This window comes from Brevundimonas sp. (genome assembly GCF_013823285.1).
Taxonomy (GTDB): Bacteria; Pseudomonadota; Alphaproteobacteria; order Caulobacterales; family Caulobacteraceae; genus Brevundimonas.
Genome location: NZ_PNLV01000022.1, coordinates 19099 through 30986, shown reverse-complemented (window position 1 = coordinate 30986; position 11888 = coordinate 19099). Strand labels below are relative to the sequence as shown.

Sequence of the window (11888 nt, the reverse complement as noted above, 5' to 3'; positions counted from 1 at the left end):
CGCGGGTCAGCAATGTGTCGTCGGGCGCCGACGACGCGATCCTGACCTCGGCCGGCGTGGGCACCGGCCTGAACGTCGATGTGGGCGACAGCACCATGCCGACGCTGGGTTTCACCTATTTCCTGACCGACCACTTCGCCGTCGAGGCCATTCTGGGCGCCACCAAGCATGAAATCCGCGCCCAGGGACCAGGCACGGATGTGGCGGTGCACGAGACCTGGGTGCTGCCGCCCGTGGTGACCCTGCAGTACCGCCCGCTGACCGAGGGACGGTTCAGCCCCTATGTGGGCGCGGGCGTGAACTACATGGTCTTCTTTGAAGGCGAAGACATGAACGGTTTTACGGTGGACCTGGACGACGGCTTCGGCCTGGCGCTGCAGGCCGGGGCCGACATCGGGCTGCAGGGACCGTGGAGCCTGAATGTGGACGTGAAGAAGATCTGGTTCGACACGGACGCCGACATCAACGGCGGCGCCCTGACCAGCGACGTCAGCCTGGATCCCTGGGTGGTCTCGCTGGGCGTGTCGCGCCGGTTCTGACGCCGGTTCAGCACGACAGGAATGGAGCGGCCCCCGATGCGGGGCCGCTTCTGTTTCAGCCACAGCCGGATACGCGCCGCGCCTCAGGCGCCCCTCGGCTCCAGGGCCGGGGGGCGGAATGCGTAAAGGGCTGCGGCGAGCGGAAAGTCCACGGCGTATCCGAGGATGCCGATGTTGCGGATGTCCATCCGTCCGAGGACGGGCCCCAGCAGCCCGATGAGGGCGAGGACGGCCGCCAGCAACAGCAGGCGGCGGATCAGCCGGCTGCGAACGGCGGGCGCCGCGCAAAGCAGGGCCAGAGGAAAGAAGCCGTCCCATGCCAGGATGTCGACGGCGTAGACCACCGATGGCCACTCGAAGGCGAAGACGCTTGACCACGCAGCGTCCGTGAAGGGCGGTGTCCGGCTGAGAGCGAGGATCGAGAAATGAACCGCCGAGGTCAGCGCCGCAGCCACGGTCATGAAGGCGACCGCGAGTAGCGCTCCGGTTCTTGCGACGGGCGCAGCCTCTGCATGGATGTCCGCCATCATCGCCACCATCAGCGGCGCGATCAGAAGGATCAGGCCCTCCATCAGGGTGAACCACGGATCCGGGATCGGAGCGCCCTGCGGGGCTGTCGCCAGACCGATCACGAGGACCACCAGATAGACCGCACCGAGCCCGGCGAGGGCCGCAGAACTGCGGCCCCGCCGTCGTGGCTTCAGCCCGTAGTTCATCAGTGGGCGAGAAGGACCGGGAATTTTGGATCCTTCAGCAGGGCGCCGGTCGCGCCGCCGAGCAGGAAATCGCGCACCCGGGAATGACCGAAGCCGCCCATCACCAGCAGGTCTGCGTCCTGCTGGTTCATGTAGGTTTCCAGCACCTGGCCTATGGGCCGGCCGGCGGCGTCGACCTCATCGACCGTCGCCTGCACGCCGTGCAGCGCCAGATGCCGGATCACCTCTGCGCCCTGGCCGGACCTGGCCGAGGCCTTTTCGCCGACCACGGTCAGAATACGGACGTCGCTTGCGCCGATGAGCAGGGGCAGGGCGTCCCCCAGGGCGCGCGCCGCCGAGCGGCTGGCGTCCCAGGCCACGACGATCCGCCCGAACGTTTCGCTGTCGCGCAGCGGGCCCGCCTCGGGGAAGATGAGGAGCGGCCGGCCGGACGAAAACAGCATCGATTCCGCCGCCGCCTTGTCGATTTCCTGCTCGGGGCCGATCGAGACCATGCAGATGTCGGAGGTCCGCGCCGCACTGGAAAGCGCCTCGGCCTCGCCGAACATGTCCACGTCGCGGATGAACGTCCGGTTTCTCAGGCCGCACCCGGCGGCGATTTCCGACCATGCGGCGGCGGTCTTCTCGGCCACGGCGACGCATCGACGGTTTTCTTCACGGATCAGGTCGTCCGTCTGGGCCAGAAAATTCGCCAGACGGTTCCGCGTGGGCGGGATCTGGACCTTGAAGACCATGGCGGCGAGTTCGCCGCCATCCGATCCGCAGCCCAGACGCAAGGCTATGGCCGCGGCGTTGCGCATGGCCGATTCGGGGATCGGGGTCGGGTAGGTGAAGAGGGGCAGCAGGATATCTTTGTACGGCATGGGGTCCTCGGGGGTGAGCGATACGGTCAGGTCAGTGGCTGAGCAGCAGACAGAGCGGGCTTTTCTCCAGCAGTGTGCGCGTCACGCCGCCCATAACCCGTTGCCGCAGCCTTGCATGACCGTATGCGCCGGCGACGATCAGCCCTGCGCCGTAGTCCTCGGCCGCCGCGAGCAGAGCGTCGCCTGCGGAGACGGGCCCGCGGGGCCGGGCTTGAGATCCCGCAGCGATCCCGTGCAGCCGCAGAAAGTCGGCCACGTCGGCGGTGCGGGCGCCGGCCTCCTCCAGGTCGTCGTCGCGGCAGACCTCGACGACCTCGACCCGGTCCGCCCGCTTCAACAGCGGGAGCGCGGCCAGGGTCGCCCGGCGGGTTTCCGCCGTGTCTTTCCAGGCCACGAGCACAGGAGTCCCGACCGGATTCAGGGCCGGGTCCGGGGGCGTCAGCAGCAGCGGCCGCCCGGCGGCGAACAGCACATCGCCGACGTCGATTCTCCAGACGGCGTTCGTGTGGGGCTGACGGCCCAGGATGATCAGGTCGGCGGCGCGGGCCTGCCGGGTGATCACCTCAACCGGGTCGCCCATCTCGCCTCGCCATTCGCACCGGCTCGCCCGGGGTTTGGTGAGGGTCGCGAAGTCAGTGGCCGCCTGAGCGAGATTGTTTCTCGCCAGGTCCATGTACATATCGAGCGCATCGCCCAGCAAGGCTCCGTGCATGTAGGGCGCGATGGCCCAGGTGTCCGGTGCGGTGGCGGCGATCCCGATCAGTCTGGCGTCAAACGTCGCGGCCATATCGCGCGCCAGAGTGACGCGGCTATCGCTTTCCACACCATTGTCGACGTGGACCATCAGACTTGCATAGGTCATGGGAGCTTCCTTGTTGTGACCCGACTGGACCTCCGTCTGCGGTCGCCGGGTTAGAGTCGGCCCTCACGCTCCAGCCTGCGGAAGTAGGCCATCAGGTCGTCGATCTCGCTGGCGCGGTACCGGTAGGGCGGCATGTCGGGATGAGAGGTCACCAGACCCTGGCCGAAGTCCTCTTCAAGGAGAAAGAGATCACGCCTGGCCGCCACTTCCCGGAAGGGCGGTGCTGACGGCAAGGGGCTGGCGCCGGTCAGTCCCACCGCATGGCAGCCTGAACAGTTCGAGCGCACGATCAACTCCGCGCGCTCGGCGGCCGCGGCTTCCATTCCGGTGGAGTCGAGACGCGCGTCTCCGGTCGCGCGAATCTCGGGCGACGGGGCGCAGGCGGCGGCTGACAAGGCCAGGGCGGCGACGAGAAGAATACGCATGGCCTCACTCCGTGGTGGGCGGTGCAGCCTGGGCTGCGAAAGCGCCTGGGTCCGGCGCGGGGGCAGGGGGCTTCGCCGCGGTCCAGTTCGGGCCGCACGGTCTCGAACCCAACGCCATGCCGCCATGATGCAGTTCAAGGACGAGGCTGGCCACTCCGTAGAGTCCCTTAGGGGGCGGTCCCGAATTTCCGGCTCTCCGGACCCTCCCTAGGGTGGTTTCAAGGAGCAAGCCCATGACTCTTCTGGATCCCGCCCTTCAGTCCCCCCGCCATCAGGAGCCCTTCGAGGGGCTCGGCGTTCGGATGGTGTTCGCCCGAGGCGAGGACATTTACACCCAGGACGAACAGGCGGACCTGCTCTATCGGGTCATCTCGGGCGCCGTTCGCACAACGCGGATCATGGGCGATGGCCGACGGCAGATCGGCGACTTCTATTTCCGCGACGATATGTTCGGGCTTGAGTGCGGGCCGACGCACCGGTTCGCGGCAGAGGCCCTGACCACCTGCGAGGTGCTGGTCTTCAAACCCGGCGCCGCGTTGCCGGGACGCGCCGGAGATACGCGCATCCAGGCTGCCCTTTGGGAGGCGACCACCCAGGAACTGGAGCGGTCACGGGAGCACCTGATGCTGCTGGGGCGTCATACAGCCCTTGAACGGGTGGGCGTGTTTCTGCTGTCGCTGAGCCGCCGCATGGGCCATGGCGAGCTGGCCATGGGGCGCCAGGACATGGCGGACTATCTGGGCCTGACCATCGAGACGGTCTCGCGCATGCTGTCCCAGTTGCAGGCCGAGGGCGTGGTCGAGTTCTTTGGCGCGCGCCGCTATCGCCTGGTTCGAACGGACCGGCTCATGGCCTGGGCTGACGCCTGAGAGTGAGTCCGGCAGAGACCGCGCCGGAAAGAAGTGGCGGCGTTCGGCGCCGTCGTGATAGTCCCCGTGGCCTCTCCTTTGCGGCGATGGGCATGCGGCTAGTCAACCTGACGGCAGTCAAGAGGGATGATCTCGTTCGAGGCGTCCTGGCGGTGGTCGCGGGCGTCGCCGTGGTGCTCATGCTGCGCTTCGGCCTGGATGAGACATTCACCGACCGCAGCTTCTTCCTGCTCTACCTGCCGGTTGTGCTGCTTGCGGCCTCGTTCGGCGGGCGCACGCCCGCCCTGGCGGCCACGGGCCTGTGCCTCATCATGTCCGTCCTGTTTCTGGGCGACGCGCTCTGGCTCAATCGCGCCAACATCCTTGACACCCTGCTGTTCCTGATCATCGGGCCCGTGGTTGCGCAAATGGGGCACATGAATCTCACGCGCCGCCGACAGGCCGCCGCGCGGCAGGCCCACCTTCAGTCCATCCTGGATACAGTCCCCGAGGCCATGGTCGTCATCGACGAAAAGGGCATTATCCAGTCGTTCAGCGCGACGGCCGAACGACTGTTCGGGTGGCGGACGGCCGAGGTGGAGGGCCGCAACGTCAAGGTGCTCATGCCGCCTCCCTACCGGGATGATCACGACGCCTTCATGGATCGGTATCGCACGACCGGTGAACGCCGGATCATCGGAATCGGGCGCATCGTCGTGGGTCAGCGGCGCGACGGGTCCACCTTTCCCATGGAGCTGGCGGTCGGCGAGGCGAATTTCGACGGCGACCGCTTCTTCACCGGCTTTGTGCGGGATCTGACGGACAGGCGCGAGCAGGAGCGTCGCCTTCAGGAGCTCCAGGCGGAGCTTGTCCACGTGTCCCGACTGAGCATCATGGGCGAGATGGCGTCGTCCCTGGCCCACGAACTCAATCAGCCCCTGGCCGCCATCAACAGCTACATGAAGGGTTCCGCCACCCTGCTTGAGCAGCCCGATCCCGATCTGGAGAGGGTGCGTGAAGCGCTCAGGAAGGCGGGGGATCAGGCGCTCAGGGCCGGGGACGTGATAAGTCACCTGAGGGAGTTCGTCGCCAAGGGAGGCACCGAGCGGACCCCTCAGGATCCGGTCAAGATCATGGAGGAGGCCAGCGCCCTGGGCCTGATCGGCGCGCGCTCCCTGGACCTGCGCGTCTCCTATCAATTCGACCGGAACGTGGGGCTTGTGCTGGCCGATTCGATCCAGATCCAGCAGGTGGCGCTGAATCTCATCCGCAACGCGGTCGAGGCCATGGCCGGCGCGCCCCGGCGCGATCTGGTCATTGGCGTGGCCGCTCACGATGAAGACTTCGCCCGAATCTGGGTCAGCGATACTGGAAACGGCCTGGCGCCGGAGGTTCAGGCCCGGCTGTTTCAACCTTTCGTCACCACCAAGGCCGATGGGATGGGCGTGGGGCTTTCCATCTGCCGTACGATCGTGGAGGCCCACGGCGGCGCAATCTGGTGTGATCAGAACGATGAGGGCGGGACCCTGTTCGCCTTCACCGTTCCGCTGGCCGGAGGGGAAGCCTGATGAGCGAACGCATGGTTCATATCGTGGACGATGACGACGCCATGCGGGAGTCGCTGTCCTTCCTGCTGGACGTTCGCGGCCATGCGCACCGCACCTATCCACAAGCCCGATCCCTGCTGGACCGGGAACAGGATCTCGAACCCGGATGCATCGTGACGGATGTGCGCATGCCGGGTCTGTCCGGCCTCGATCTGCTGCGGCGGATCAGAACGCTTGAGCTGCCTCATCCGGTCATCGTCATTACAGGGCACGCGGACGTGTCGATGGCGGTCGAGGCCATGAAGGCGGGGGCCTGGGATTTCCTGGAGAAGCCCTTCGACGACCAGGTGTTCATCCGTCTCGTCGAAGGGGCGCTGGCGGCTCCGGCTGCGGCCATGGCACCCGCCGGCGGCGCCTCGGTCGACACCCCTGAATGGCTGAGCCGACTCAGCCCCCGGGAGCGGGACGTGCTGGCGGGCGTGGCGGCGGGACAGTCCAACAAGGAGATCGCGCGCGACCTGGAGATCAGCGCGCGCACGGTCGAGGTCTACCGGGCCAATCTGATGAGCAAGGCCGGTGTTCGAACCCTGTCTGACCTGATGCGGCTGGCCCTGGCGGCAGGCTATTGATCCAGTCTTGTGGTTTCTCATGATCTGGATCAAGGCCGTCCACGATGCGGGGGATGATCATGGGGTATGGACACGCACCGCAAGCCGTCCCGGCGCATCCTCATTATCGAAGGTCACCCCGATCCTTCGCCGCAACGCCTGTGCCGCGCCCTGGCCGAGGCGTATCGCGAAGGTGCGCGTGAAGCGGGCCACACCCTGCGCACCCTGATCCTGGGCGACCTCGACATTCCGCTGCTCGCCAGCCGCTCGGACTGGGAGAGCCCGGCGCCGGAAATCGTGGAGACGTGTCAGCAGGATCTGCTCTGGGCCGAACATGTGGTGGTGATCTATCCCTTGTGGCTCGGCGACGTTCCAGCGGTCCTCAAGGCCTTTCTCGAACAGGTGCTGCGTCCCGATTTTGCGTTTGATCCGACGCGAACGGCCAGGGGCGGGTTGCTCAAGGGCCGGTCCGCGCGGCTGGTCGTCACCATGGGCATGCCCGGCTGGGTCTATTTCAGCTGGTTCGGCGCCCACAGCCTCAGAAGCCTCAGCCGCAACGTCTTCCAGTTCGTGGGATTCCGGCCGGTCAGAACCACGGTCTTCGGCATGGTCGAGGGCGCATCGCCGGGACGGCGCCGCGCCTGGCTGGATGAGATGACCCATCTCGGCCGCCTTGGACTGTAGCGCGTCCTGTCCCGTCGTCATCGGGAGAAGGAAGAGCGCGCCGATCTTTGATCCGGATCAAGGACGCAAGGATTCGCAACGCACAGGATCAGGAGAAAGGAGACCATCATGACTCTTCAATCCTTCATCGTTCTCGGCGGCGTGATCGCCGCCTTCGCCGCTTTTATCGTGTCGGTCGGCGGAATCGCCATCTGGTCCAATCTCGATTCGCGTGAGCCGGGAGCCGGCGAATGAGCGCTCAGGCCGCTTTTCACCACGTGCGGCTTGAGCTGGCCCGCGAGCCGGACCATCCGGCCGGGAATCCCGGCTTCGGCTACGATCTGGTGATCCCTCTGGACGGCGACCAGAAGCTGGACAAGGCCGCCTGCCAGACGCAGGCCAGGCCCAGCCGTGTTCGCCGGTTCCGAAACGACGCTACGGAAGCCGTCGGTCGTCTTGCCCGGTCTGACGACGGTCGATGGTTCTTCGATTTCGAACCCGGCGAGGCGGATGACGAGTTCGGATTTCGTCTGGACGACGAGCGTTTCGTGCCGGGCGAGTACATCTCGATCCGGGCTGCGGACGGCGTCCCGCACACCTTCAGGGTCATGACGTCCTCCCCGATCGACCTGGGCGACGCCTGAGCGGGCCCGCGGTCGAGAAGCCGTCGCGTCACTTCACCGGCGGGGCGATGTAGGCCTCCACGTCGATCTCGTTCTCCCACTTGCCGACCACGGTGGCGACCGCCAGGTCGCTGACCACATTGGCCACGGTGCGGGTCATGTCGAGGATGCGGTCGAACGGAAGCACGAAGCCCACCAGCAGGGCGGTCTGCATCGGGTCGACGCCGATGCCCTGGAGCACCGCGGCCAGCATGAACAGCGATGCCGAGGGCACCGGGGCGGTGCCGATCGAAACCAGCAGGGTCGTGACCGCGATCAGGGCGTAGTCGGACGCGCTGAGCGTAATGCCGAAGGCCTGGGCGGCGAAGACCGCGAGGATGCCGATATACAGGGCCGTGCCGTCCATGGACACAGTCATTCCCAGCGGCAGGACGGTGGAAAAGACCGGCTTCCTGATGCCCAGGTTCCGCTCGGCCACAGCCATGGTCACCGGCAGGGTCGCCGAGGACGAGGAGGTGGAGAAGGCCACCAGGGCCGCATCGGTCACGTCGCGGAAGAAGGGCCAGACTGGAAGGCGGGCGAACAGCTTGATGATCCCGCCCTGAAAGACGAGAATCTGGATCAGGCAGCCGACCACCACACACAGGGCCAGCAGGGCCACATTGACGAAGGCGGTCAGGCCTGTGGTGCCCATGACCCAGGCGATCAGGGCGAAGACGCCGAAGGGCGCCACCTCCATGATGAAGCCCACCAGCTTGAGCATGGCTTCGGAGGCGGAATTGAACACATCGGCCAGCGGCTTGCCCGCCTCGCCGGACGCCAGAATGGCGGCGCCCAGGATCAGGGCGAAGAAGATCACTGCAAGGATCTGGCCCGACGCCAGGGCGGCAATGGGATTGGTCGGCACAATCATCTCGATCAGGCCGGCGAACGGCTGGGCCGCTTCAAGACCTTCGCGGGGAACAGCGTTCGAGAAATCCACGCCCGCGCCGGGCTGAAGGAGGGTGGCCAGGGCGAGGCCGACGCCGACGGCGATGAGGCTGGTCAGAACATAAAGCGACACCGCCTTGACCCCGATGGAGCCCAGACGTTTCGGGTCGCTGAGGCTGATCACGCCGGACACGATGGTGACGAACACCAGCGGCGCCACCACCATCTGGATCAGCCGCACGAACAGATCGCCCAGCCAGCGGATCTGCCCGGCGCCTTCGCCCCAGATCAGGCCGACGATCACGCCCAGGACCAGCGCCAGCAGGATGCGCTTCCACAGCACGACCCCGAACCAGTAGCGGTGCACCACGCCGCGCGGGCGTTCTTCGGCGGAGTCGCTGTCCAGGGTCATGCGGTCGTCCCGAGTCTTGAAAAACTATGGTGAGGAAAGGGCGGCGCGCCACAGCCCTGCGGCTGCTGCCCGACCTCCACAGATGCTCCGACGTCAGCAAGGACGAAGGCCCCCGAACGCATCCGATGCGGTCATGAAGCAGATGTGAAGCCCCGAACGCAAGACGGTCTCTGCGGCGGCTGGAACAAAAGAGGAACGCGTGCCATTGTCCCGGGATGGATGAGAAGCTCTCGAAAAAACTCAGGATTCTGGCGGACGCGGCCAAGTACGACGCCTCGTGCGCGTCGTCTGGGGCCAAGAAGCGCAAGGCGTCGCCGGGCGGGCTGGGGTCCACGACGGGGGCGGGGATCTGCCACGCCTATACGCCGGACGGGCGGTGCGTCTCGCTGCTCAAGGTGCTGCTGACCAACTACTGCCTGTTCGACTGCGCCTATTGCATCAACCGGCGGTCCTCCAACACGCCCCGGGCGCGGTTCACGGTGGAGGAGGTAGTGCGGCTGACGGTGGAGTTCTATCGGCGGAACTACATCGAGGGGCTGTTCCTGTCGTCGGGCATCATCCGCTCGCCGGACCACACAATGGAGGAACTGGTGCGGGTGGCGAAGTCGCTGCGGCAGGACCACGGCTTCGCCGGCTACATCCATCTGAAGACAATTCCGGAGGCCAGCCCCTGGCTGATCGAACAGGCGGGGCTGTGGGCGGACCGGCTGTCCATCAATGTGGAACTGCCCACCGATGCGGGGCTGAAGGCCTTTGCACCGGAAAAAGACAGCGGGACCATTCGCCGGGCCATGGGCCAGATGCGCGAACGGATCACCGAGGCGAAGGAGGAACGGCGACGGTTCTCGCCCGCCGGGCAGAGCACCCAGTTGATCGTGGGCGCTGACGCGGCCACGGACGCAGACGTGCTGCAGTCGTCTGCGCGCATGTACGGGGATTACGGGCTCAAGCGGGTCTATTATTCGGCCTTCAGCCCCATTCCCGAGGCAAGCGCCGCCCTGCCCATCAAGGCGCCGCCGTTGCAGCGGGAGAACCGGCTGTACCAGGCCGACTGGCTGCTGCGGTTCTATGGCTTCACGCCGCTGGAAGTGGCCGAGGGCGGGGACGGCGGCATGCTGGATCTGGAGATCGATCCCAAGCTGGCCTGGGCGCTGAAGAACCGGGACCGGTTTCCGGCCGATGTGAACACGGCCGACCGGGAACTGCTGCTGCGGGTGCCGGGGCTGGGAGTGCGAGCGGTGGACCGCATCCTGAAGGCGCGGCGGCACACGCGGCTGGGCATGGCGGATCTGGCGCGGCTGTCGCCGGCGCTGAAGCGGGCAAGGCCGTTCCTGATCGCTGCGGATCACAGCCCCCTGAAGCTGACCGACCGGGCGGACCTGCGCGAGATGCTGACGCCGCCGGCGCGGCAGCTGAGCCTGTTTTGATGGACTGGGCGGTGGCCCTGGCGCCCGGCGCTGATCTGGACGGATTTCGCCGGGCGGCGCGGGGCTTGATCGCGGTGGAGGCTCCGCCCGGGGCGGTGGACTGGAGCGGCGGCGCGCTGTTCGGCGAGGCGCCGCCGGACGGGCCGCCGCTGATCCTGCCGCGCCGGGCCGGGGCGCTGATCCAGTCGTGCGTGCGCCACGCGGACCCGGAGCGGTTCGCCCTGTTGTACCAGCTGGTCTGGCGCATTCACCGGGGCGAGCGGGCGCTGGCCGAGATCGCTAGCGATCCGCTGGTCCACCGGCTGGAGCAGATGGACAAGGCGGTGCGCCGCGAGATCCACAAGATGCACGCCTTCGTCCGTTTTCGCCGGATCGAGGAGGAACCGGGGCACGAACGGTTCGCGGCCTGGTTCGAGCCGGAGCATTTCGTGCTGGAGTCGGCGGCGCTGTTCTTCGTGGACCGGTTCCGCTCCATGCGCTGGTCGATCCTGACGCCGCTGGGGTCAGTTTTCTGGGATGGAGCGGCGCTGGACTTCGGCCCGCCCGCACGGCGGGAGGACGCGCCGGACGGCGACCCGTTTGAGGACGGCTGGCGCGCCTATTACGAGAGCACCTTCAATCCGGCGCGGGTCAACCCGCGCATGATGGCCTCGGAGATGCCCCGGCGGTACTGGCGCAACCTTCCGGAGGCGGCGGCCATTCCCGATATGATCCGGGGCGCGCCTGCCCGGGTGCGCGAGATGATCGAACGGGAGGCCTCGGCGCCCATGAAGCGAAACCCGGACAAGGCCGTCGCCGCCATGGCGGACCAGAGGCCGAAGACGCTGGAGGCGCTGAACCGCATCATCGCGGCGGCGGACCCCTTCGTCAGCGGCGGGACGCGGGCGGTGCTGGGCGAGGGGCCGCTGACCCCCGCCATCGCGCTGGTGGGCGAACAGGCGGGCGATCAGGAGGATGTGCAAGGGCGGCCGTTCGTGGGGCCGGCGGGTCAACTGCTGGACCGGGCGCTGGCCGAGGCCGGGCTGGATCGGACGGACCTGTACGTCACCAATGCGGTGAAGCATTTCAAGTTCGTGCAGGACGGCAAGCGACGGCTGCATAAGTCGCCCACGGCGGGCGAGGTGAGCCACTATCGCTGGTGGCTGGACAAGGAGCTGGAGCTGGTGCGGCCGCGGGTGATCGTGGCGCTGGGGGCCACGGCGGCGCTGGCGCTGGCTGGCAAGCCCATGCCGGTCACGAAATGTCGAGGGGAGACCAGTTTCGAGAACCGGCGCGGGGTGATCACATACCACCCGTCCTACCTGCTACGCGTGCCGGATGCGGCGCGCAAGGCGGAGGCGTGGGGCCAGTTCGTGGACGATCTGCGTCTGGCCCGGGCGTTGGCTGGGTGAGCGGCCTCACGAAACTGTTGCGCTCTTGACGCTA

Annotated in this window: 14 protein-coding genes; 9 read left to right on the top strand and 5 right to left on the bottom strand. The window is 67.1% G+C overall.

All coding sequences use genetic code 11. The features are described 5' to 3' along the window. The coding region (locus tag C0461_RS05185; protein WP_292104553.1) for an OmpW family outer membrane protein at nt 1–539 on the top strand (539 nt) is incomplete at its 5' end. Between the two features lie 83 nt (nt 540–622). Here the strand turns inward: C0461_RS05185 and C0461_RS05180 are convergent. The 4 genes from C0461_RS05180 to C0461_RS05165 are packed head-to-tail and all read right to left on the bottom strand — an operon-like array spanning nt 623 to nt 3405. Then, nucleotides 623–1255, bottom strand: a complete 633-nt coding sequence (locus C0461_RS05180; protein ID WP_292104551.1) for a hypothetical protein — start codon at nt 1253–1255, stop codon at nt 623–625. Then, a complete protein-coding gene (locus C0461_RS05175) occupies nt 1255–2118 on the bottom strand; it encodes a universal stress protein (protein ID WP_292104549.1) in 864 nt (287 codons plus the stop codon). Before C0461_RS05175 ends, C0461_RS05180 begins: the two co-directional genes overlap by 1 nt. Before the next feature lie 31 nt (nt 2119–2149). Beyond that, nucleotides 2150–2980 carry a universal stress protein gene (locus tag C0461_RS05170; RefSeq protein WP_292104547.1) on the bottom strand — a complete coding sequence of 277 codons (831 nt, stop codon included), beginning with the start codon at nt 2978–2980 and terminating at the stop codon, nt 2150–2152. Between the two features lie 50 nt (nt 2981–3030). Then, nucleotides 3031–3405 (bottom strand): c-type cytochrome, encoded by a 375-nt coding sequence (locus tag C0461_RS05165; protein ID WP_292104545.1) that lies wholly within the window; start codon nt 3403–3405, stop codon nt 3031–3033. A 233-nt stretch (nt 3406–3638) separates the two neighbouring features. Here C0461_RS05165 and C0461_RS05160 point away from each other — a divergent pair, with 233 nt between their 5' ends. The 6 genes from C0461_RS05160 to C0461_RS05135 all read left to right on the top strand — a co-directional run bounded on the left by C0461_RS05160 (nt 3639) and on the right by C0461_RS05135 (nt 7715). Then, complete coding sequence (locus C0461_RS05160) at nt 3639–4274, top strand: helix-turn-helix domain-containing protein (protein WP_292104543.1); 636 nt, start codon at nt 3639–3641, stop codon at nt 4272–4274. A gap of 92 nt (nt 4275–4366) precedes the next feature. After that, nucleotides 4367–5821 (top strand): PAS domain S-box protein, encoded by a 1455-nt coding sequence (locus C0461_RS05155; RefSeq protein ID WP_292104542.1) that lies wholly within the window; start codon nt 4367–4369, stop codon nt 5819–5821. Beyond that, nucleotides 5821–6429, top strand: a complete 609-nt coding sequence (fixJ, locus tag C0461_RS05150) for a response regulator FixJ (protein ID WP_292104541.1) — start codon at nt 5821–5823, stop codon at nt 6427–6429. Before C0461_RS05155 ends, fixJ begins: the two co-directional genes overlap by 1 nt. Before the next feature lie 66 nt (nt 6430–6495). Next, nucleotides 6496–7092 carry an NAD(P)H-dependent oxidoreductase gene (locus tag C0461_RS05145; protein WP_292104539.1) on the top strand — a complete coding sequence of 199 codons (597 nt, stop codon included), beginning with the start codon at nt 6496–6498 and terminating at the stop codon, nt 7090–7092. A gap of 108 nt (nt 7093–7200) precedes the next feature. Further along, entirely contained in the window at nt 7201–7326 is a 126-nt protein-coding gene (locus C0461_RS05140; protein WP_292104537.1) for a hypothetical protein, read from the top strand. Beyond that, nucleotides 7323–7715: a hypothetical protein gene (locus tag C0461_RS05135; protein WP_292104535.1), complete on the top strand. Its 393-nt coding sequence runs from the start codon at nt 7323–7325 to the stop codon at nt 7713–7715. Before C0461_RS05140 ends, C0461_RS05135 begins: the two co-directional genes overlap by 4 nt. A 28-nt stretch (nt 7716–7743) precedes the next feature. Here C0461_RS05135 and C0461_RS05130 read toward each other — a convergent pair whose 3' ends face one another. Further along, nucleotides 7744–9036, bottom strand: coding sequence for a dicarboxylate/amino acid:cation symporter (locus C0461_RS05130; protein ID WP_292104534.1), 1293 nt, complete (start codon nt 9034–9036; stop codon nt 7744–7746). 215 nt (nt 9037–9251) lie between these two features. Here C0461_RS05130 and C0461_RS05125 point away from each other — a divergent pair, with 215 nt between their 5' ends. Continuing rightward, nucleotides 9252–10463: a putative DNA modification/repair radical SAM protein gene (locus C0461_RS05125; RefSeq protein ID WP_292104532.1), complete on the top strand. Its 1212-nt coding sequence runs from the start codon at nt 9252–9254 to the stop codon at nt 10461–10463. Beyond that, a complete protein-coding gene (locus C0461_RS05120; RefSeq protein ID WP_292104531.1) occupies nt 10463–11854 on the top strand; it encodes a UdgX family uracil-DNA binding protein in 1392 nt (463 codons plus the stop codon). The genes C0461_RS05125 and C0461_RS05120 overlap by 1 nt, the downstream gene beginning before the upstream one ends. Nucleotides 11855–11888: the final 34 nt, after the last annotated feature.